Source organism: Persicobacter diffluens, assembly GCF_036244895.1.
GTDB classification, from domain to species: domain Bacteria; phylum Bacteroidota; class Bacteroidia; order Cytophagales; family Cyclobacteriaceae; genus Persicobacter; species Persicobacter diffluens.
This window is the reverse complement of sequence record NZ_BQKE01000001.1, coordinates 74,034-96,306: the sequence shown is the minus strand read 5'-3', so window position 1 is coordinate 96,306 and position 22,273 is coordinate 74,034. Positions and strand designations below refer to the sequence as shown.

At 44.7% G+C, this 22,273-nt stretch carries 15 protein-coding genes; 4 read left to right on the top strand and 11 right to left on the bottom strand.

Features of this window, described 5'->3' with window-relative positions; translation table 11 throughout:
• Positions 1-303: 303 nt before the first annotated feature.
• The 3 genes from AAA970_RS00360 to AAA970_RS00350 form a co-directional block, all read right to left on the bottom strand.
• Positions 304-648, bottom strand: coding sequence for a T9SS type A sorting domain-containing protein (locus tag AAA970_RS00360; protein ID WP_338235558.1), 345 nt, complete (start codon positions 646-648; stop codon positions 304-306).
• A 504-nt stretch (positions 649-1,152) separates the two neighbouring features.
• Positions 1,153-1,497 (bottom strand): hypothetical protein, encoded by a 345-nt coding sequence (locus AAA970_RS00355; protein WP_338235557.1) that lies wholly within the window; start codon positions 1,495-1,497, stop codon positions 1,153-1,155.
• An 830-nt stretch (positions 1,498-2,327) separates the two neighbouring features.
• Complete coding sequence (locus AAA970_RS00350; protein WP_338235556.1) at positions 2,328-2,948, bottom strand: sterol desaturase family protein; 621 nt, start codon at positions 2,946-2,948, stop codon at positions 2,328-2,330.
• Positions 2,949-3,197: 249 nt separating this feature from the next.
• Here AAA970_RS00350 and icd point away from each other — a divergent pair, with 249 nt between their 5' ends.
• Together icd and dnaE are read left to right on the top strand one after the other, a co-directional pair.
• A complete protein-coding gene (gene icd / locus AAA970_RS00345) occupies positions 3,198-4,463 on the top strand; it encodes an NADP-dependent isocitrate dehydrogenase (protein WP_338235555.1) in 1,266 nt (421 codons plus the stop codon).
• Between the two features lie 385 nt (positions 4,464-4,848).
• On the top strand, positions 4,849-9,168 hold the full coding sequence (gene dnaE, locus AAA970_RS00340) for a DNA polymerase III subunit alpha (protein WP_338235554.1): 4,320 nt from the start codon (positions 4,849-4,851) through the stop codon (positions 9,166-9,168).
• A 558-nt stretch (positions 9,169-9,726) separates the two neighbouring features.
• Here the strand turns inward: dnaE and AAA970_RS00335 are convergent.
• Complete coding sequence (locus AAA970_RS00335; protein WP_338235553.1) at positions 9,727-10,152, bottom strand: 2-thiouracil desulfurase family protein; 426 nt, start codon at positions 10,150-10,152, stop codon at positions 9,727-9,729.
• Entirely contained in the window at positions 10,149-10,652 is a 504-nt protein-coding gene (locus tag AAA970_RS00330; protein WP_053406337.1) for a mechanosensitive ion channel domain-containing protein, read from the bottom strand. Before AAA970_RS00330 ends, AAA970_RS00335 begins: the two co-directional genes overlap by 4 nt.
• Positions 10,653-11,147: 495 nt before the next feature.
• Between AAA970_RS00330 and mutS the strand changes: the two genes are divergently transcribed.
• Positions 11,148-13,724: a DNA mismatch repair protein MutS gene (gene mutS / locus AAA970_RS00325; RefSeq protein WP_338237697.1), complete on the top strand. Its 2,577-nt coding sequence runs from the start codon at positions 11,148-11,150 to the stop codon at positions 13,722-13,724.
• Between the two features lie 582 nt (positions 13,725-14,306).
• Here mutS and AAA970_RS00320 read toward each other — a convergent pair.
• The 6 genes from AAA970_RS00320 to AAA970_RS00295 form a co-directional block, all read right to left on the bottom strand.
• Complete coding sequence (locus AAA970_RS00320; protein WP_053406339.1) at positions 14,307-14,486, bottom strand: hypothetical protein; 180 nt, start codon at positions 14,484-14,486, stop codon at positions 14,307-14,309.
• 326 nt (positions 14,487-14,812) lie between these two features.
• Complete coding sequence (locus tag AAA970_RS00315) at positions 14,813-15,460, bottom strand: MarC family protein (protein WP_338235552.1); 648 nt, start codon at positions 15,458-15,460, stop codon at positions 14,813-14,815.
• A 253-nt stretch (positions 15,461-15,713) separates the two neighbouring features.
• A complete protein-coding gene (gene metF / locus AAA970_RS00310) occupies positions 15,714-16,589 on the bottom strand; it encodes a methylenetetrahydrofolate reductase [NAD(P)H] (protein ID WP_060685062.1) in 876 nt (291 codons plus the stop codon).
• Positions 16,590-17,328: 739 nt separating this feature from the next.
• Positions 17,329-18,051 carry a 1-(5-phosphoribosyl)-5-[(5-phosphoribosylamino)methylideneamino]imidazole-4-carboxamide isomerase gene (locus tag AAA970_RS00305; RefSeq protein WP_053406342.1) on the bottom strand — a complete coding sequence of 241 codons (723 nt, stop codon included), beginning with the start codon at positions 18,049-18,051 and terminating at the stop codon, positions 17,329-17,331.
• A 389-nt stretch (positions 18,052-18,440) separates the two neighbouring features.
• Positions 18,441-19,139: a response regulator transcription factor gene (locus tag AAA970_RS00300; protein WP_338235551.1), complete on the bottom strand. Its 699-nt coding sequence runs from the start codon at positions 19,137-19,139 to the stop codon at positions 18,441-18,443.
• Positions 19,123-20,871: a sensor histidine kinase gene (locus AAA970_RS00295; protein ID WP_338235550.1), complete on the bottom strand. Its 1,749-nt coding sequence runs from the start codon at positions 20,869-20,871 to the stop codon at positions 19,123-19,125. The genes AAA970_RS00300 and AAA970_RS00295 overlap by 17 nt, the downstream gene beginning before the upstream one ends.
• A 161-nt stretch (positions 20,872-21,032) precedes the next feature.
• On the opposite strand from AAA970_RS00295, the gene AAA970_RS00290 reads away from it, so the two are divergent.
• Entirely contained in the window at positions 21,033-21,986 is a 954-nt protein-coding gene (locus tag AAA970_RS00290) for a hypothetical protein (protein ID WP_338235549.1), read from the top strand.
• The last annotated feature ends 287 nt before the right edge of the window (positions 21,987-22,273 follow it).

The window sequence follows — 22,273 nt, the reverse complement described above, 5'->3', positions numbered from 1 at the left end:
ATTCTGCTGCCTTTCCTTAAAAGGTATATTCATTTTCGCAGCTTTTAACCACTAACTCCCAATGTTAACTTTTATTAATCTGCACAACAAAATTGCAAATTTCAAAATGAAACCCTTTTTCAAGCTTCTTTTTACGCACTTTTGAAAACCAAACATCGTTTTTTTGAACTCATTTTTAATCAAAGCTGAATTTTGGGCAAAAAAAAATGCCCTGACAGGCATCAATTCCGCGCTCAAAGCAGCTACAAAAAATATTACAGGCTCATTTCTCCACATTCCTATACCTGTCCGCTACCTTTTTAGTTAAAACTCCGTTGGATCATGTACAAATTTCTTTCTGTAGGTTCCTTGATCATCCTTAATTACAACGGTATACTCTCCGGCAGGCATATCTTCAAACCTGAAAGGTTTCAAAAAGCCGTCCTTCCCCTTAACAGAAGTTTTCACTACCATTCTTCCATCCTCATCATAAATAGACATCGTCACACGATCCTGCGGAGCAGACATATACAACACCTTATACATTCTGCCATAACCATTGCCGATCACATCAACATGGGTACTACTTTTGGCTTCACTATCTTTGGCTGCAAAAGTAGCGCCACTCATCATTATGGCAGTCACTGCCAATAAAAGCATCTTTTTCATAATTGTTAGTCTTTAAATTTAAGCTTCACTTCTACTAGTGCAAAGCACAGACTAAATCACCATAAAATACCATTAATTTTTTTGTGATTTTTTTCAACAAGATCCAGTAACTCAAAAAACACAATAGTAATGGGCTTGTATTGACAATTATTAGGAAGTTTATCGCGACGCAACCAACAAAAGGGAGGAGCAAAAATGCGCTTCAACAATAAAACACAAAGAAACAAGCCCTTGAAGGGATCGAATGATCATGAAATATGGCTTAAAAGGCGGTATTTCGACTAAAAAGCAAGGATTATAAGATATGGATTAACCAGAGGAGAAGGAAATCAGGAGGTCGAAAAAAATAGTAGGGCTGCCGTAAAAAAGAAAATCAATATGCAGCGAATCGACCCCAATCTTTTAATATTACAATTGGCTATTCTAACAAAAAATCAAAATAAGGGGCATTTCAAACTAATGCCCTTGAGAATAGTCCTCAAAAGTGACATCATTCAAAGGCGATTAGTCCTTGGGCTGATGGTAGAAGGTTGCTCTTTTCATTCCAAAGGAATCCTTGATGATAATAGTATACTCACCGGCGGGCATGTTCTCAAACCTAAAGGGTTTCAAAAACTCCGACTTGTCCTTAATATGGCTTTTCGCCACCAGGATTCCGGCTTCATCATAAATGGCCAAAGTTACTTTGCTTTGGATGTTGGCCATATAAAGGACTTTGTAAGTTTTGGCATTGGCATTGCCAATCACCTTGACCATGGATTTTCCCTTGGTCGCTTCATTGTCCTTGTTCGCAGCGATGGCGGGCATGCCCAGCATGACGGCCATCAAAATCACAAATAGGTTTTTCATAATAGCAAACTAGTTTTGGTTAGTTTGTTAATTATGGAATTTACGGCGGCAAATGGAGCCTGTAAACCTGATTATGAATTATTTAATCGCCACCATCGATTATGAAAAACATGAAATTCTAAATTTTATTAAATCGCCAATAAAAAAATAACTCAAACTGCCAACTTTCTTCTAAAGCACCGTTCTTGTTTTGATTTTACCACCCAAAACCTTCAATATTAAGCTTTTATCAACAAAACTCGTTTTTAAAGCTTTCCAAAAGCGGTCCATTTTTATGATAGAGATTTAACAATCTACTAAAGCAATTCCGCAGAATTAACTTCCCCATGGCCAAAAAACGCCAAAATGGATACCATTTTTCAGTACTGGACAAGCCTTTGATAAAAAAAGGCCATCCCACTTCCTCCCCGATTGCGAAACCAGGGGCTAGTCCTTACATGCTTTCCCTATTGCCCACTTCCATGGCTTCTATGGTAGTCCGGATTATACATGCTTATCCTCGTTTAGTTGTAAGGCGGAAAAAATGAGGGAATTTTTCCTATTTCGAGTCTTTACCAACGAAACAGGTGAATGAGGAGAAAGCAAGCTTGCCCCAATTTGGGCTATTATAAATCAAAGAAAACAAGCCATAAAAACTAAAAACAAGCTATTTATCATTAACCAAGATATTTGGCGGTGAATAATTCGGGATAGGAGTGCTTTCCTCCAAAACCCAGTAGATAAAAAAAGCGGCCTATTTTCATAGGCCGCCTAGCAAAATAATAATGACAACAACTAGTACTGAAGTACTATTTTAGAGATTCTATCTACGGGCTGTTCACCCTTAAGCATTACTTACGCTTTTTTTCAGGCATGGTTCCAAAAATCACGTCCCAAAATGGGGAGCTCACCCCAAAGGCCACCGTATCATCCTTATAGTGATGGATGGCATGATGCACCCACAAAGTCTTGAAGGCATTTTTTGGGGGTGCCCAGGCATGTACTATATAATGGACAAAAAGATAAGTGGCATAGCCGCTAATGAAGCCGGCCACAAAACCAAAGGCCCAATCCCCAATCAAAAACTGAAAGAGTAAAAAGACCAGGGTGATCACCGTAACGCTCACCAATGGAGGCATCGCCAAACGGCTTCTATCCTTGGGAAAATCGTGATGCACCCCATGAAAGGTGTAGGTAAATCGCTTTTTCCATCCGGCATCCTCCACCATATGGTAAAGTTTTCGATGTGCCCAATATTCTACAAAGGTGAACAGGGTGAAACCAAATAGAAAAACGCCAAATAAAGAAAATAGAGGCAGCAGCTGATGATAGGCTGCATAAATCATCAATCCTAAAGCGCCTCCATAAAAAATTACCAGAGGATAAACGATGTGGGTATGGGTGATCCTTTCAAGTATCGGATTTTTAAAAAGAGCTGGAGGCGATTTTGTTGTAGTAGCATTCTTTTTCATAGAATATCACAAGAGGTCAGAAAATTTCAGGCTTTTGCTTACCATTTTAATTAAAGTCCTTTCCTTTAAAGTACTAAACTTTAAGCAAAATATTCATATTACCTGATTCTTTCTATAATAAGCATTTGTAACGATAATCTTCTTTTCCACCAGCTTTCTAACGAATTTTTATGCACCAACAGCGCATTTTTCAATACAAAATCTCCTATATTCGGACAAATTGACTCAAAAATTAGAACACAACACACCATGAGCGAACAAAAAATCACCATTCAGAACGGAAAATTGCAAGTACCGAATAATCCAACCATCCCATTCATTGAAGGCGATGGTACAGGAGTAGATATTTGGCCGGCTGCGAAGCGTGTTTTGGATGCTGCTGTGGAGAAAGCTTACAATGGAGAGAAGAAAATCCAGTGGAAAGAGGTGTTGGCGGGTGAGAAAGCTTTTAATGCGACAGGAAACTGGCTGCCAACGGAAACTTTGGACGCCTTCAATGAATATTTAGTAGGGATCAAGGGACCATTGACCACTCCAGTGGGGGGCGGTATCCGTTCTTTGAATGTGGCTTTGCGCCAGGAGTTGGATTTATTTGCCTGTGTGCGTCCGGTACGCTGGTTTGAAGGGGTGCCTTCTCCGGTAAAACGCCCTGACCTTTGTGATATGGTCATCTTCCGTGAAAACACCGAGGATATCTATGCGGGTATCGAATATATGAACGGTACGGAGGAGGCTGAAAAGGTGAAAAACTTCCTTCAAAATGAAATGGGCGTGAAGAAAATCCGCTTTCCGGAGACTTCTTCCATTGGCATCAAGCCGGTATCGGTAGAAGGGACGGAGCGCCTGGTACGTGCGGCCATTGAATATGCAATCAAGTACAACAAGCCATCGGTGACTTTGGTACACAAAGGGAATATCATGAAATTTACCGAAGGTGCTTTCAAAAATTGGGGTTATGCCTTGGCAGAGCGCGAATTCGGTGATCAGGTATTCACCTGGGCACAATATGACCGCATTGCAGAAGAGGTAAGCAAGGAAGCCGCAGATAAAGCACAAAAAGAAGCCGTGGATGCAGGTAAAATCATTGTGAAAGATTCTATTGCAGATGCCTTCTTGCAGCAGATCTTGTTGCGTCCGGCGGAATATTCCGTAATCGCAACCCTGAACCTGAACGGGGACTATGTATCGGATGCTTTGGCGGCCATCGTTGGGGGAATTGGTATTGCTCCGGGAGCAAATATCAACTACCAGACAGGAAATGCCATCTTCGAGGCGACTCACGGTACCGCTCCGAAATATGCAGGACAGGATAAGGTAAATCCGGGGTCGGTTATCCTTTCCGGTGCCCTGATGTTGGAGCACTTGGGCTGGACGGAAGCTTGTAATTTGATCTATAAGGGCATCGAAGGAGCCATTTCCAAAAAGCGCGTGACCTATGATTTCGAGCGTCTGATGGAAGGGGCTACCTTATTGAAATGTTCTGAATTTGGAGAAGAGATCGTAGCCAATATGTAAGCCTTAAAGGGCAGGAGCTGCACTCCAATTCTTAAAATATCCAAAACACCCTGCCATCCGCGGGGTGTTTTTTTTGTATCCGATCACGTACAGTCCACAGGAAATCCCCCATCTGCCGGCCATAAGGCATCAATTTGCCTGTCGTCTTCCTCATTCCCCTAGAACACCAGTCGAATGGGCATCTCATCCGCCCCAAACCTCCTGTCATCCGGTAATTTTTGCAGGAGCTTTTTCAGGTAAGCACCCTAGGCCAGTCCTCCACAAACCGCATCTGTCGAAAGCCCAAAAGAGGAGGAATCAAATGGCATGAATGGTGACAGAAATTGCTTATCTTTGTATTTAGAGCGCAGAAAAATAGCGCGTTCTTGTAAATGAAGGAGAAGATATGTTCTTAATATACGATACCGAGACCACCGGTTTACCTCAGAATTATAATGCCCCTGTTACGGATCACGACAACTGGCCCCGCATGGTCCAGCTGGCCTGGCAGTTGCATGATGAGCAAGGTAATCTGGTGGAAGTGAAAAACTTTATCGTCAAGCCGGAAGGCTATTCGATTCCCTTTAATGCCACCAAGATCCACGGCATCTCTACCCAGCGCGCAGAGAAGCAGGGTATGCCACTGGAGTATGTGCTAGAGGAGTTCGAAAAGGCTTTGGCCAAGTCCCAATTCTCGGTAGGGCAGAACATTGAATTCGACGTGAACATTGTCGGGGCCGAACTGGACCGTAAAGGAAGAGATACCGCCCAGATTTTGGAGAAACCCATCCTTGACACCAAAGATGAGGGGACGGAATTCTGTCAGATTCCCGGCGGTAGAGGTGGAAAGTTCAAATGGCCTACCCTGACAGAGCTGCACGTGAAGCTGTTCGGAGAAGGTTTTGCCGAAGCCCACAACGCCTCTGCCGATGTGGAAGCCACTGCCCGCTGTTTCCTCGAAATGGTCCGTATCGGCCTCTATTCTGCCGAGCGATTAGGCACCACCGAGGACGTCATTGCAGCATTCAAAGAGAATAATCCCTCCACCATTGCGGCCATCGGGCTGAATATTGAGCCCTATACGCCGGACAATGTAGAGTTTGCCGAGGAGACCGACGGAGACCGTGACACTACCGATACCGCCACGGCCATTGACCTGACTGACGTCCCTTTTGTGCATTTGCACGTGCATACGCAGTTTTCGGTATTGTCGGCCACCTGTGACATTGGTTCGCTCGTCAGCAAGACCAAGGAATTGGGCATGCCGGCCGTGGCCATGACGGACCACGGAAATATGATGGGTGCCTTCCACTTTGTGCGCGATGCCCTGAAAAATGACCTGAAACCCATCCTGGGCTGTGACTTTTATGTGGCGGAGGAATACCAAAAACGCCAATTTACCAAGGACAATCCCGATCGTCGTTTCCAACAGACGCTGATTGCCAAGAATAAGGCCGGATATCATAATTTGGCCAAGCTGAGCTCGATTGCCTATGTGGATGGTTTATATGCGGGTTATCCCCGTGTGGACAAGGACCTGATCGTTCAGTATAAAGAAAACATCATCGCCACTACCGGTAACCTGAATGGGGAAATTCCGGACCTGATCCTGAATGTGGGGGAAGAAAAGGCCGAGGAAGCCTTCCGCTGGTGGCACGGTCACTTCGGAGACGACTTCTATGTGGAGCTGATGCGCCATGGACTGGAGGAAGAGGACCACGTCAATGAGGTATTGATCGGTTGGGCTAAAAAATATGGGGTCAAATACTTTGCCTCCAACAATGTTTACTACATCAATCAGGATGGGGCCGATGCCCATGACATCCTGTTGTGTGTCCGCGATGGGGAAAAGAAAGAAACGCCTATCGGTCGTGGCCGAGGCTACCGCTTTGGATTCCCGAATGATCAGTTCTACCTGAAATCTCCGGAAGAGATGAAGGAACTGTTCAAAGACATTCCGGAAGCCATCGTGACGACCAACGAGATTTACGAAAAAATTGAAGCTTATGAGCTGGCCAGGGACGTGCTCTTGCCAGCCTTTGACATCCCCGAGCAATTCATACATGAGGAGGATGAAAAAGACGGGGGCAAGCGCGGAGAGAACGCTTACTTACGTCACCTGACTTACGAAGGGGCCTATAAACGTTGGGGCAAGGAGCTGTCGGAGGACATCAAGGAGCGACTGGACTTTGAGTTGATGATTATCGAGAAGACGGGTTATCCCGGTTACTTCCTGATTGTGCAGGACTTTACCTCCGCCGCCCGTGATATGGGCGTATCGGTGGGGCCTGGTCGTGGATCGGCCGCGGGATCAGCTGTGGCCTATGCGATCGGGATTACGAATGTGGACCCGATTGAGTACGACCTCCTTTTTGAGCGTTTCCTGAACCCGGATCGTGTCTCCCTGCCCGATATTGATATTGACTTTGATGATGAAGGACGCGGAAAGATCATCGACTGGGTAGTAGAGAAGTATGGTCACAATCAGGTGTCCCATATCATTACCTACGGTACGATGGCCGCCAAATCATCGATTCGGGATACCGCCCGCGTGATGGACTTGCCCTTACCGGATGCGGACCGTATTGCCAAACTGGTACCGGACATCAAGCTGAAAAAGCTCTTCGGCATGTCACCGGACCAACTAAAAGATAAACTGAATTCCGACCAGATGGAAATGGCCCGTCAGCTGATGGACATCTCCAAGCAATCGGATATGGAGGGGAATGTATTGAACACCGCCCGTGTGCTGGAGGGTTCCATGCGAAACACCGGTATTCACGCCTGTGGTATCATCATCACCCCTGACGATATTACCAAATTCATCCCGGTGTCTACCGCCCGTGATGCCGACCTGCTCGTTACGCAGTTCGATAACTCCGTGGTAGAGGATGCCGGTATGCTGAAAATGGACTTCCTAGGGCTAAGAACCCTGTCCATTATCAAAGATGCCATCAAGCTGGTGAAGCAGCGCCATGATGTTGATATTGATCCGGATGAAATTCCGCTGGATGATGCCAAGACTTATGAGCTTTACCAAAAGGGAGAGACCAATGGTACTTTCCAGTTTGAGTCCCCGGGGATGCAGAAGCACCTGCGTTCCCTGAAGCCGGATAAGTTTGCCGATCTGATCGCCATGAACGCCCTGTACCGTCCGGGTCCTTTGGAATACATTCCAAACTTTATTGCCCGTAAGCACGGTAGGGAAGAGATTGCCTACGATTTGCCTGATATGGAGAAATACCTGGCCGAAACCTACGGGATTACGGTCTATCAGGAGCAGGTGATGTTGCTTTCTCAGCTATTAGCAGGCTTTACCAAAGGTGAGGCGGATATGCTGCGTAAGGCCATGGGTAAGAAAATCTTCGCCCTGCTGGAAAAGCTGAAGCCGAAGTTCATCGACGGGGGTAAAGCCAATGGGCATCCGGAAGATCGCCTGGAGAAAATCTGGAAAGACTGGGAAGCCTTCGCCGCCTATGCCTTTAACAAGTCCCACTCGACCTGTTATTCGGTGGTGGCTTTCCATACCGGTTACCTGAAGGCCAACTATCCGCCGGAATATATGGCCTCGGTCCTGACCCACAACATGAATGACATCAAGAAGGTGACCTTCTTTATGGAAGAATGCCAGCGGATGAAGATTCCGGTATTGGGCCCAGATGTAAACGAGTCCTCGCTGAAGTTTACCGTAAACGAAGACGGCGCGATTCGCTTCGGAATGGGGGCCATCAAGGGAGTAGGAGAAGCGGCTGTGGAAGCCATCGTGCGCGAGCGCGAAGAAGGCGGTCGTTACCAATCGATCTTTGACTTTGCCAAGCGGGTAGATTTACGTGCGGTCAATAAGAAGGCCATGGAGTGCTTAATCCTCGGCGGAGGCTTTGACTCTTTCAATATTCCACGTGCCGCCTATATGCATCAGGAAAATGAGCGCGATCCCTTGTTCTTTGAAAAGGCCGTACGCTATGGACAACGCCAGCAGGAGCAAGCCCGACAGGCGCAAGTGTCCCTTTTCGGAGGAGACTCCGGCGTAGCAGATCCGGAACCGCAAGCCCCAAAGGTGGAAGAGTGGTCGTCGATCACCAAGCTGAATAAAGAAAAAGAGGTGGTGGGGATTTATATCTCCGGTCACCCGCTGGATGACTTCCGGGTAGAGCTGGACATGTTTTGTAATGCAGACCTGGGCCAGCTAGAAGTGAATATGGACAGCCTGGTGGGTCGTGGAGAAATCGCCTTGGGCGGTTGTATTACCGATTGCTCCCACCGCTACACCAAAAAAGGGCAACCTTTCGGTACCCTGACGGTGGAAGATTATTCCGGTTCGTTTACTTTCTTCCTCTTTGGAGAGGACTATGTGAAGTTCAAGCAATATATGGAGATCGGCTGGTTCATTTACCTCAAAGGGACAGTACAGGTGCGTCAGTGGGACCCGAGCCGTAAGGAGTTCAAAATCCGCTCTATCGAATTGCTGGGCAATATCCGCGATAAGCTGTCCAAGACCGTGGCCTTGCAGGTTGAGGCCAAGGATATCACCAATGAATTGGTGGAACAGATCAAATACATCAGTCGTCAGCATCCGGGCCAATGTAATTTGAAGGTCACCATCCGTGATTCAGAGGAGAATATTTCCGTCGACATGATCTCCCGCTCCATGCAGGTGAAGCCGGAAAATGAGCTCTTGCGGAAGATGGATGAAATTCCGGAGATTGAGTATTCTATTCAGACTTAACCCGAATTATTCACCGCTTAATTTACTTATTAGTCATAAGGGGTTAATTTTCAATTCATTAAAATTTATTTTCATTGATTTATAATAGCCCAAATTGGGGCATGCTTGCTTTCTCCTCATTTATCTGTTTCGTGGGAAAAAAACTCGAAATAGGAAAAATTCCTTCATTTTTTCCGCCTTATGGCTAAACGAGGATTTAAGCATGAATTTTCCGGGTTAAGGGCGGTATTTTGCCTTTCGCCGCATAATTATTGGGGAAGAGCTCCACTATCACCACATCCGGAAGGGCTTTCTGAGAATGACGGAAAACGGGTCTCCAGCCTCCGGAAGCAAAGGGGCCAACCCGGCCTGAGGCGGTAGGGACCTACCCAAAAAAGGAAATCCCCAATGGACCATCGCCGCCATTGGGGATTTTTTTTAAGCCTTTTTCATTCACCATTAGGCTAAAAACGTGTTACCCGAAATATTCACCGCTAAATTTCGTCAATCGACTAAATGATTTATTTTCAACGCCATAAGGTTGAACTTATTGATTAATAACCCGAATTCGGGCAAGCTTTAAATATAGTCTAACTCTGTGGAGACTTTGATCCCCTTTGCTTTAAGTTTTTGAGTAAAAATCCCATCTCCGGGAACCAATCGACCAGAAAAGCTCCCGTCATAAATTAAGCCGCAACCACAGGAGGGCGATTTGGCTTTCAATATGGCGGCTTGCACCCCCGCGGCCTCAGCTTGCTTCAGGGCCTCATCGGCTCCGGCCATAAAGGCCGCTGTCACATCTGTACCGGATTGGGTACAAATTTTATTTCCCTGCATTTCTGCCGGTATTCGAGGAGTGGGCAGTCCGCCAAGTACTTCCGGACAAAGGGGCAAGAGGTTTTCTGCCCCATAACGATCAATGATCTGCTGTTGGAGGTTATGGCGGCCATCATAACGACAATGTTGCCCCATTAAACAAGCGGATATCGCTACTTTTTTTTTCACAAATTAGACTTTTCTTTTCGAACAATTGCTTTCTGCATGGCCAGGTTATTGGGGTAAGCAATTTCATTTCCTTCCAAATCAATTACCCGAATATTGAACAGGTTAATGTCGATGACTTTACCTTCGGCTCCGTTGTCTCCATCTTTTATTTTGATATGATCTCCAATTTTAAAGGGAGCATTAAAAAACAGAATCAGGGCGGAGGTGATGTTACTCAAAACAGACCAGGCTGCGAAAAAGGCCACCCCGACGACGGTAAAAATGGACGCAATATAAACCGAAAGGCCCTGAACCGAAACCTGCCAAATCATGCCCAGACCAATAAGTCCGAGTACTGAAAGCAAGAAAGTAACCACCTTCTGAACATAGGCCGCCCGAAAGGGCAGGTAGTCCCTTTTTACGCCAGAAGAATGAATATAACGAACTAAAAGGGTCCTACTCGTAAAAAAAAGGACAAACAAACAGAGCGTTCCAAGCAGTTCATAGTGGATTGTTTGCATTGGTATTTTTTATGGTTAATACTGTGTAAATAATGGGTAAATAGGTAGGGGAGGCTACCTAAAGCGCTAATTTGAGCGAGAAGGTAGTGTAAATTTAATCAATGGAAAAGGGTCGATAATAGAAAGTCTGTTAAAAGATTCTATCTTTGTAATTTACTTCAGTAGTAGCATTTTCAAAAGGTTTGTTCCTAAGAAAATTTCTATGCTGTGGGTAAAAAATGCCTCAATTTTTCGGGAAAACCAAGAGGACACGCTCAAAACCATTTCGCCCCATCATTCACCTTCCGACAAGGGTTGCGGTGCAAGTCGGTAAGCAGGAAGGGATTGCAAGGAGGAGAAAAAAAATCAACCGCCCATTAAGCTAAAATCCATTGGTTAACCCAAGATCATTTGAGGTAAAGAAAGCAAGAAAAGCTAACAGCATTTCGATAGGATAGATCTAAAAAAACAGAAAGCAGCGCATCTATGGCCAAGGGGAGCAAAGAAACACCTTTGATGAAGCAGTACAATGCCATCAAGACACAATATCCGGGAGCACTTTTACTTTTCCGCGTAGGAGACTTTTACGAAACCTTCGGGCAGGATGCCGTCACAGCGGCCAAGGTGCTGGATATTGTCCTGACCAAAAGAGCCAATGGTTCGGCCTCCCATGTGGAGCTGGCTGGTTTCCCCCATCATGCCCTGGATGCTTATCTTCCACGCCTGGTGCGGGCGGGTCATCGGGTGGCGATCTGCGATCAGTTGGAGGATCCGAAATCCGTTAAAGGCATCGTGAAGCGGGGCGTGACCGAACTGGTGACGCCGGGCTTATCCTTCAATGATCAGGTGCTGGATCAGAAGGTCAACAACTATCTGGCGGCGGTTTATTTCGGCAAAACGCAGCATGGGGTGTCTTTTCTGGACTTGTCCACCGGAGAGTTTTCCGTGGCCATGGGGGATTTATCCTATATCGAAAACCTGATTCAGAGTTTCCGTCCCTCCGAAATCCTTTACAGCCGCAATCAGAAGGAAGCCTATACCGCTTCTTTTCGTGATCAGTACAATACTTTCTCTTTAGAGGAATGGATTTTCTCGGCCGAATACGGTTATGATAAACTCAAAAACCACTTCCGCACCGATTCCCTGAAAGGCTTTGGCATTGAAGGCTTTGCTGAAGGGATTATTGCGGCCGGGGCCGTATTATTCTACCTCGAAGATACCGAGCATAAGGAAGTGGCGCACATTACGAGCATTTCCCGCATAGAGGAAGATCGCTATGTATGGCTGGATAAATTTACCATCCGTAACCTGGAGCTGCTATATCCGCAGCAGGAGGGCGGCGTTCCTTTGATACAGGTTTTGGACCATACGCTCACCCCTATGGGCGGTCGCCTATTGAAAAAGTGGATGGTCTTGCCATTGAAGGACCTGAAGACCATCCGGGAGCGTCATGCCTGCGTGGAGGCCTTCACACAAGAGGAGGAATTGCAGGAATTATTGCAGGAGCAGTTGCGGCATATCTATGATTTGGAAAGGCTGATTTCCAAGGTGGCTGCCGGCCGTATCAATCCGCGGGAAATGGTGCAGCTGAAAAAAGCCCTAATAGCCCTGGGCCCGATTCGTCAGGCCTTACTGGACAGCCCTTATGCCGAACTGCAGGCCTTGGCAGAACGGATTCACCCCTGCCAGGCGCTTTTTGAACGCATTGCCAAGATTCTGAAAGAAGATCCGCCGATGTTGATCCATCAGGGGAACCTGATCAATGATGGCATTAATGCGGAGCTGGATGAATTGCGCCAAATCGCCTTTTCGGGCAAGGATTATCTGGAATCGATTAAAGAAAGGGAGAAGGAGCGCACAGGCATTCCCTCGCTAAAGATCTCTTATAATAAAGTATTCGGCTATTATCTGGAAGTGAGCAAAGCGCATCAGGATAAAGTACCAGAGGAATGGATCCGTAAACAGACCCTGGTCAATGCCGAGCGTTACATTACCCAGGAACTGAAGGTCTATGAAGAAAAAATCCTGGGCGCCGAGGAGAAATTACAGGTCATTGAGCAGGCCTTATTCCGCGATTTGGTGGCTTTTGCTACCGATTTCATCGGGCAGGTACAGCAAAATGCCCTGGCAGTGGCCAGTATTGACTGCCTGAGTTCCTTTGCGCAAGCGGCTCTGGAGCATGATTACACCAAACCGCAGATGTCAGATGATTTACAGCTCGATATCAAGGCGGGACGCCACCCGGTAATTGAAAAACAACTCCCGGTCGGGGAACCTTACATCCCCAATGACATTTACCTGGATGATGCCGACCAGCAGATCATCATCATTACCGGTCCGAATATGGCCGGTAAGTCCGCCTTGCTACGTCAGACGGCCCTGATCGTACTGATGGCCCAGATGGGTTCCTTTGTGCCAGCAGAAGCAGCCCAAATCGGTTGGATTGATAAAGTCTTTACCCGTGTGGGCGCCTCGGACAACCTGTCCAAAGGGGAGTCCACCTTTATGGTGGAGATGACCGAGACCGCCTCGATCATGAATAACCTTTCCGAGCGCTCTTTAATCCTGATGGATGAAATTGGGCGAGGGACTTCTACCTATGATGGGGTTTCGATAGCCTGGTCGATTGTGGAATACCTGCATAATCACCAAAAGTGCAAGGCCAAAACCCTTTTTGCCACCCATTATCACGAGCTCAACCAGCTTTCCGAAGACTTTAAAGGCATTAAGAACTACAATGTCTCTGTGAAGGAAATGGATGGTAAGGTGATCTTTTTGCGCAAGCTGCGTGCGGGGGGCTCTGAGCACAGTTTTGGTATTCATGTGGCCCAATTGGCAGGTATGCCGAAGCCGATTGTGAGTCGGGCCAATGAAGTCCTGGCCCATTTGGAAGAGAGCCGTACCAAGGAAAAAACCAAGGAGCGCATCGAGGCCATGCCGAAAAATAATTTCCAGATGAACCTGTTTGATGCAGTAGATCCGAAGCTGGCGGAAGTCGAACGGATGATCCGTAAAATGGATGTCAATACCCTGACTCCCATTGAGGCGCTGATGAAGCTGAATGAATTAAAAAGTAAGCTGGAGCCCAATTAATCAGGACAACGTGCTTAATAGGTATAAATAGGGAAATAGGCTTCCTGATTTTTTTCCCAAAAACAAAACACCGCAGGCAAATACAATACGTATGCTGCCTGCGGTGTTTTCTGTTTTAAACCAATGATGCTCCTTAACCCGAATCATTCACTGCTAGATTCATAATAAAGACCCACGGAGCGTATTCACAACGCACTACAATTTGGTTTGCTTTTTTTTAAATCGCCCAAATTGGGGTAGGCTTGCTGTCTCCCTCTTTTTCTGCTGCTGCTACCTTGGAAAAAATGAATTAGAAAAGAATCCTTCATTTTTTCCGCCTTGCAGCTAAACGAGGATTTATGCGTCAATAATCCGGCTTAAAAGACCAAATCAATTTCAGGCCAACAGCCCCACGACAATGGCGAAGAGGGTAATGGCGGTTACCGCAATGATGGCGGGAAGGTTTTTCGCTACAATTCCTTTTTGATTTTTGTACATCCTTTTGAGCTTTAGTGCGTCTGTAAAACATTTTCGAGCCCAAAAAGATCAAAAAAAAAGCACCTCCGAAGAGATGCTTGTAAATTTCTTTAGAAAGCAGACGCGCTAGTGCGCCTGACCAACGGCCTGACTTGGCACTTCTTGCTCAACGGCTGCAGAAGCATCAGCACCATCATTCACATGATGATATACCCCAATAGAAAGTGCCAAAATGATAATAGCAAAGACCATCATCAATGGGTAAAAAGCTTTGCTCAAAAAACTGAATTGCTTAGAATTACTCATAGTTTAAAATTAACGTTGTTCGGTATTCATTAGTCTGATTTGGAAACCGGTTTCAAGCTTAAGCAAGCCAAACACCACATTTTGCTTCTTATTGACCTGAAACTAACCCCAAACTTAAAAAAATAATCACTGGATTACCAGCTAGGGATCTGATTAAGATGAATTTAAGTTAGTTATTTTTGCATTGGGACAAAATGATCTGTCGATTTTATCCGCAATTTTATCAGATATCCAACAAACGTTTGCATTCATTGCCATTCCTTAAACCATCAGTGGGCTATATCATAAATTTAACATTTTCGCAAAATTATTTTTGCTAAACCTGTTTATGGGTGAATAAAACCCCAGGTTTCCAACAGGGATTCACTACCAAAAATGATCATTTGAACCCCCATTACCGCAATAATGAGCCCCATCAGGCGAGCAATTACGTCCAATAAGTCCCGACCAAGGGCATTGGTGATTTTTTCACTATAAATAAAAGAGAGATAAACCATCAGGGTAACCAAAGCGCCGATGGTGACAATCAAAAAAGAATTCAGCCAACCGGGATACATGCCTGCAAAGTTCATTCCCACTGCCAAAGTACCCGGCCCCGCCAGCATGGGCACCGCCAGCGGGGAGACCGCTATATCCATCGAGGACATGTCTTCTCGCTCAATATCATCTTGTGGGCTGTTTTCCTTACTCATATGCCCTCTTAATAATTCAATCCCGGCGGAGATCATAATCCCCCCACCCACCAGGCGAAAAGCATTCAGGGTGATGCCGAACATTTGAAAAATCACATTCCCCACCACCACAAAGAGCGCCATGATGATAAAACTGATCAGGCAAGCCTTATTGGCGATACGACGGCGAGTTTCAGGCTTGAACCTTTCCACCAGCCCAACATAGACCGGCATCATGGCAAAAGGATTCATCATGGTGAAAAAGCCCAGAAAAACCGTTGTAAAGAACAGTTGATATTCCATTCACAAAAAATTATAGGGTATATGACTATTTGGCCGCAAACATAGAATTTTGACCTGATAATTCCCTATCAATAAGGAATTATTATGAAAAAAGAAAACGAAATAAAATTCTGAGTTTTCTGTACTCTAATAGCCATTACAGCTTAATCAAGTCCCTGATGAAGATATTTGACAAATAAAATTTTGTCAATAAAAAAAAGCCCGCTCATTTGAAGGGCTTTTCGGGTATTTTATAAAATTCTGAAGTTCTGAACTACCGCTTCAACCATTCCGGAATGGCCTCAAAAATCTCCACGGTCGCACGTGATTTATTCAAGGTATAGAAATGCAAGCCCGGAGCTCCTCTTTCCAACAGTTCCATACACTGTTTCAATGCCAGATACACCCCGGCGGTATACATTTTCTCCGGAGAATCTTTAATCGGCTCCAGGGCATTAACAATACGCTGTGGAATATTCGCATTCACCATCTCCGAGAAACGCTTGATTTGATTATAATTGGTGATCGGCATAATACCGGGAATGATTCGGGCGGTAATCCCCGCCTGACGACACTTTTCGACAAAAGAGAAATAGAAATCATTGTCGAAGAACATCTGCGTCACCACAAAATCCGCCCCCTGATCCATTTTATATTTCAGATAATCGATATCAGAAGCCATATTATCTGCCTCGGGATGTTTTTCCGGATAACCTGCCACCCCAATGGCACTTTGTCCGTTTTTGGCAGCAAAGGCCACTAAATCACTGGCATTATTAAAACCGCTCTCCTGCTTCTCAAAAGTGCTTTGCCCTTTTGGAGGATCTCCTCTTAAAAGCATTAAATTCTCCACCCCCAAACCCTGCAGATAATCCAGATCGGCTTTGATTCTTTCTTCATTGGCGCCCACACAGGTGTAATGGGCCATGGTGGTCAATTGATGTTTATTCTGAATATAATCCACCAAGTCAAAAGAAGCATTTTGATGGCTTCCTCCAGCCCCATAGGTCACCGAGACGAAGTCAGGAGATAGTTTTAACAACTGCCCCAGATTGATTCCAAATTCAATATTGGCTTTTAAACTTTTGGGAGGAAAAAACTCAAAGGAGAAAGTTTTAGATTTTTTTTCAAAAATTTCAGTGATTTTCATATCGCGATCCCAGTTATAAAATTGGACTTTAATCTTACAAAATTACAAATACGCCTAAGTTTCCGCAAACGGTTGCGCTGAATAGATTCCATTAAAAAAGTGCAAAAAACACCCCTAAAAACAGGCTAATTCCATGAAATTAAACAGAAAAATTCAATTAAAAAATTGCCCGGTTTTGTCGTCCCGCCAGAGGGGTGCCAATTTTTCATTTGTTTTGGTCAAAATTCAAAATTTTTGAATTTAAGCCAAAATATACATATCGAATTTAAGATCCCGCAAAGAAATGATAAATGTCATGTTATTTTAAAAAAATATAGCGATATTTGTAATGTAGATTTTTGGAGGACAGAACAGGAGTGGAGTCCTGTTCCGATTTTTTTAACTTAAACAAGCGATTTTTTTGACTATACTTTTTACTGTTTTTTTAATGAAATAATGGCTGGGAGCCAAGCTTACAAATTGTGGAATGGACAAGAAATTTGTAAATGCGGTTTTATTTTTTCAGCTAAAACGAAATGAACTTTTTTATCTCAACTTATCGCAAGGATTTTTTGGACTGCAACTGCCATCTCGGAAGAGGTGGCAGTTTTTTTTGCTTCACCGCATTTAGAATTTAACCACAACCGTGCCAAAAATCACATATTGTCCATTTTGGCAAACAAAAAGCGCCCTAAAAGGAGCGCTTAATATCTTTATAACAATCACCTTATTTGATTTTAATAAGACCGGGGTCGTTTTACTAGCCGGCAAACTCCTTCAAATCTTCAATTTTAATCAAACCTTCATACAAAGCTTTTCCAACGACTACCCCTTTGACACCAATTTCTTCAAGGCGTTTAATATCTTCAATAGAACGCACTCCACCACTATTCACCAGGTGAGCATCCGGAAACTGCTGCACCAATTGCTCCATCATTTCAAAATTGGGGCCTTCCAGGGTTCCGTCTCTGGAAATATCCGTTACTTTAACAAACTTGAGTCCCCGGGAAGTAAAATATTCGATATGTTCTTCCAGCTTAATCATCGTATTCTTTCGCCAGGCATCCGTCATGATCATCCCTCCCAGCGCATCTGCCGCCATCGCAATACGTTCGCGCCCAAAGGTCATTAACCACCCCACAAACAAACGGGAATTTTCCACCGGCAAGCCTCCGGCAGTAACACTTTTTGCCCCATATTCAAAAACTTTGTTTATGGCCCCATCGGTTAAAACCCCTCCAGCAAAGTTCACCTTTAAGCTGGAGTGAGAACTTATGGTGTCGAGAATATCCAGATTCACCGGCTCCCGCTGCTTGGCCCCGTCCAAATCTACCAAATGAATTTGTTCTACCCCCACGTCGAGAAATTTATTGGCCATGTCCACCGGAGAGGCGGAATATTCCACTGCCGTTTCATATTTTCCTTGATGCAGGCGAACCACTTTATTGCTTAATACTGCTAAAGAAGGGATAATTTCTATCATTATGGTTTTGATTATTGTTGAGGTAAAAAAGTAACAGGTTTCATATGGTAATATAACAAAAATCGCCTGTTTTCTGCTTCTTATTTGGTTTAATAAGGGAATTTATCCTATTCATCGGGGGATTTTAGGCCTCTGATTCCACAAACTAAGGGCAGTCCGAGGAAGCTATTTTTGCAGTCGAATTATTCTCCGAAAATTTCAATAAGTCTTAGCGGTTAATTTTCTCCGCGCAGGGAGGTTGTCATTCCTGAGTTTCAAATAGCCCAAATTTAGGTAAGCTCCCTTTCTCCTCCCTCATCAGCTTCCTTGGAAAAATATTGTAACAGGAAAAATTCCTTCCTTTTTCCCGCCTTGCCGCTTCAGGAGGATTGAAGCATAAATAAGCCCACCTAAGTCATCTCAGCCAATCGAAACCCCTGGCCATGAATAGTTTGAATCAAGACAGAACTATCCGCCTTCAGGTACTTCCGAAGTTTCGCAATATAAACATCCATGCTTCGGGCATTGAAATAGGAATCATCCTGCCAGATTTCTTTCAGGGCTTCGGAGCGATCCATGGTTTGGTTTTTCTTCTTCACCAAAAGCTTCAATAATCCGGCTTCTTTGGCCGTCAGGTGGGTGGTGGTGCCTGCCACCGTTAACTCCTGCCGGTGAGCATCAAAAACACAGTTTCCAAATTCAAATTTGACCATCTCCTGGTTTTGAGGCGCATCCGCATAGGTTCGCCGCAAAATAGCTTTCAGGCGAAGTAACAGCTCCTCCATTGAAAAAGGCTTGGTCATATAATCATCCGCTCCCAGGCTTAAGCCCTCCAGAGTATCCTCTTTCAGCGATTTGGCAGTCAGAAAAATAAAGGGCACTTCTTTGCCAGAGGCCCGAATTTCCCTGGCCAGGGTAAAGCCATCTTTTTTGGGTAACATCACATCTAAAATGCAAAGATGAAATTCCTCTGACTTAAAGGTATCCCAGGCTTCTTCTCCATCCTGACACCAAACGGTGGGGTAGCCTTTAATGGTTAAGTATTCATGTAGAATCTGGCCAAGGCTGGGATCATCTTCCACCAATAAAATTTTAGCGTTCTGTTCCATAAGGTAAAAATAAGGAAAAAGTGGATCCTTTCCCAAGTTGACTATTGACTTCAATTTGTGCCCCCAGCGCGTCCACAGCGGACTTCACATAGGAAAGCCCCAAGCCAAATCCCTTCACATTGTGAACATTCCCGGTGGGAATGCGATAAAATTTATCAAAAATATTGCTCAAATGTTCTTTATTCATTCCGCAACCGTGGTCTTGCACGGTGATGCGCAATCCATTTTCTTCCTGACTTAAACTCAGGCTAATCCAGGGCGCTTCCGGAGAGTATTTATTGGCATTATCCAGCAGGTTCTCCACGATATTGGACAAATGCACCCGATCAGTTCGAATCACGGTGCGCTCCGCTTTCAACTCACAGATTACTTTTCCGCCTCTTTTTTCTACCTGAAGCGCAATATGTTCGGCAGATTGTCGCAAGATCTCTGCGACATCCACCGTCTCCCATTTTACCTTCATCCGTTCGCGATCCATTCGGGCTACCTGCAAAACCTTTTCCACCTGTTGCCCCAATCGCTTATTCTCATTGCGAATAATGCCTAAATAGCGGTCCACAATCGTCGGGGAAGTCCGCATATCAGGGTCTGCCAAAGCTTCACAGGCCAGGGAAACCGTGGCAATAGGCGTTTTGAATTCATGGGTCATATTATTGACGAAGTCATTTTTCATCACCGACAATTTCTTTTGGCGAAGAATAATATGAACCGCATAGGCAAAACAAAGGATCATCATCAACACCAAAAGAAGAGAAGAGCCCATGGCAACGCCTACCTGTCCAATAAGGAAACGCTTCTTTTCAGGAAAATCCAGTAATAGCTTAGTATTGGAGCTAAAAAAATCATTGGGGTAAAGAATGGTTTTGAAATCCGTTTGTTTCAGATTTTGAAGTTGCCCCGGCTCCATATTATTCATCAGGAACTGATCATCCTGCATGACAGCATAATGGAAATTGATATTCATTCCCCGACGGGAAAGCTCTGCAGAAAGGAGAGAATCGAGCATATTTTTGTTCAACCGTTGCGCTACCGTTCTGGGGGCGGCAAACATTTGATCAACGATTCTCTGGACCATTTTAGTCCTTTCCTCCATTTTCTTTTTTTGCTCCTCCAGGGCTTTTTCTTTTAATTCCGGCCAGGTTTTTTTCCATCCATTTTTCTTTAGTTGTGGGCTTGGATACTGAATAACGATCTGATCTCCGCTCTTCATTGCCGGCTCATGAAACTCCAGTAGAGAATCCCCGCTAATCACCTGAAAAGCGAAATGCCCATCCGGCCCATTGGAACTTTCCGCTGAAAAACTAAAGTCGAACTGCTGAGCTCCCTTTGGAAAGGCGCCGACATCAATATTGACGTCCAGCATCATCTGCTGCATTTCTTGCTCCACGGCGGCCATCTGCTGTTCAAAAGAATTCATGGCATTTAATCTTGCCTGCAATGGATTTTGAAAAAAGCCATTTTGAAAAGCATGCCTGCCGCCTGGAGATTGCTGATTAACCCAATAGAAAAAATCCGTATCTACCAATACCTCTTGCTGCTTCTGCACCCGGTGCAACACCTCTTGTTGTTCCAAATTGGCCGCCACCGCATTCAAGGCCAGGTGCACATCCTGATTAAAACGCTCCTCATTCACTTTCATGGCATTGCCGACCCAATACAATTGAAAAGCCAGCAGGCCCAATGTGGACAAGCACATGATTAAAATGACAATATTGAGATTTCTCTTATTCATAGCCCTGGGGTTATGCCCCCTAATTTAAGGGCTAATTTCAAATCTCTATGACCCGCCAACTGCCTTTTAACATCTTTTAACTTGTTTTAACAGGGCATTAACAAAATAAACCAATGGTATCCAATACCTTAGCAACTGAAAATTCATCAAACACCAGCCCTATGAAAAAGCTAAAACTCCTCCTTTTGTGCCTCCTGTCCATGAACCTTCCGCTATTGGCGCAGGAAGCTTCACAAAAGTTCAGCCTCAAAATGATGACCGTGGACCAGGAAGGTAATAAGGTCACCATTGAACGCGAATACGACAGCCCTGAGGCCATGCAAAAAGATCGGGAGAAACTGAAAAAAGAAATGCAGGAAGCCGGCATGGCAGATTTCCAAATGCATTCTTTCCCGCATGGGGAAGAAGCTTTTCACTTCCCTTTTGCATTGGATTCCGGAGCGCAATTCAATATGGATTTTAATTTCGAATTTGATCATGAAAAACTGGATTCCATGGTGCATATACAGATGAAGCAGGTGAAGGTTTTAGAGGACAGTATGACGCATCCTTTTGTATTTATCACTGAGGGGGACTCCGCAGTGGCGGATGTATTGGTCTGGAAAAACCAGCTAGAGGAACTCCCAACGGAAGAAGAAATAAAAGCCATGGAAGAAAAACTGATGAAGCAGCTGGAAAAAACAAAACTGAACCAGCTGGAAATTGAAAAAATCATTGAAACCACCACCAACGCCCTGGCGGAGGCCAAACAAAACACCGCTTTTCAGGAAAATATTTTTTTCCATCCTCCCCATTCCCGAAACCATAGAACAGTAAAAATTGCAGACCTTAATCAGGCTGAACAAAGCGAAAGCAAATGGAAAAGCCTCCCTTTGGAAAGAATTCAATTAAAGGCCAGTCCCGGTCAAATTGAGCTCAGCTTTAGCGCTCCATCAAAAAATACGCTGATCCAATTATTAGACGCTGAAATGCAAGCCCTCTATCAGGAAGAATACAATGGTTTTGACGGCCATTATGAAGGCGCTATCTCCACTCAAAATCTCCAAAATGGTCACTATCGATTGCAAATCATCCAGGGAAAAAAAGCCTATCAGAAAAAAATAGTGGTAGAATAGCTACTCATTTTCATAATCCATCCCCGAACAGCAGAAGCTTTCACTTTTTGCTGTTCTTTTTTTAACACAAGCAAGCGTAAAGATTTTTTAACAAAAAGGAATTTGCACTTTTTAAACTTTATTTCATTCTCACAACCCTTTCTTTTTTTCTCTTATCGAAGGCCAAAATACCAGTAACCGAAGGGCTAAGGCAAATTTGAGCCTTAAATTACCTGCATGTTATGATTCTCGAAATCCTCCTCTAAATTATTATATCCTAAAGCTTTGGCGGCACAAAATCATCGATA

Coding starts and splice junctions, on each gene's coding strand:
- AAA970_RS00360 (WP_338235558.1), bottom strand. CDS start 648: ATGAAAAAGATGCTTTTATTGGCAGTGACTGCCATAATGATGAGTGGC.
- AAA970_RS00355 (WP_338235557.1), bottom strand. CDS start 1,497: ATGAAAAACCTATTTGTGATTTTGATGGCCGTCATGCTGGGCATGCCC.
- AAA970_RS00350 (WP_338235556.1), bottom strand. CDS start 2,948: ATGAAAAAGAATGCTACTACAACAAAATCGCCTCCAGCTCTTTTTAAA.
- icd (WP_338235555.1), top strand. CDS start 3,198: ATGAGCGAACAAAAAATCACCATTCAGAACGGAAAATTGCAAGTACCG.
- dnaE (WP_338235554.1), top strand. CDS start 4,849: ATGTTCTTAATATACGATACCGAGACCACCGGTTTACCTCAGAATTAT.
- AAA970_RS00330 (WP_053406337.1), bottom strand. CDS start 10,652: ATGCAAACAATCCACTATGAACTGCTTGGAACGCTCTGTTTGTTTGTC.
- mutS (WP_338237697.1), top strand. CDS start 11,148: ATGAAGCAGTACAATGCCATCAAGACACAATATCCGGGAGCACTTTTA.
- AAA970_RS00320 (WP_053406339.1), bottom strand. CDS start 14,486: ATGAGTAATTCTAAGCAATTCAGTTTTTTGAGCAAAGCTTTTTACCCA.
- AAA970_RS00315 (WP_338235552.1), bottom strand. CDS start 15,460: ATGGAATATCAACTGTTCTTTACAACGGTTTTTCTGGGCTTTTTCACC.
- metF (WP_060685062.1), bottom strand. CDS start 16,589: ATGAAAATCACTGAAATTTTTGAAAAAAAATCTAAAACTTTCTCCTTT.
- AAA970_RS00305 (WP_053406342.1), bottom strand. CDS start 18,051: ATGATAGAAATTATCCCTTCTTTAGCAGTATTAAGCAATAAAGTGGTT.
- AAA970_RS00300 (WP_338235551.1), bottom strand. CDS start 19,139: ATGGAACAGAACGCTAAAATTTTATTGGTGGAAGATGATCCCAGCCTT.
- AAA970_RS00295 (WP_338235550.1), bottom strand. CDS start 20,871: ATGAATAAGAGAAATCTCAATATTGTCATTTTAATCATGTGCTTGTCC.
- AAA970_RS00290 (WP_338235549.1), top strand. CDS start 21,033: ATGAAAAAGCTAAAACTCCTCCTTTTGTGCCTCCTGTCCATGAACCTT.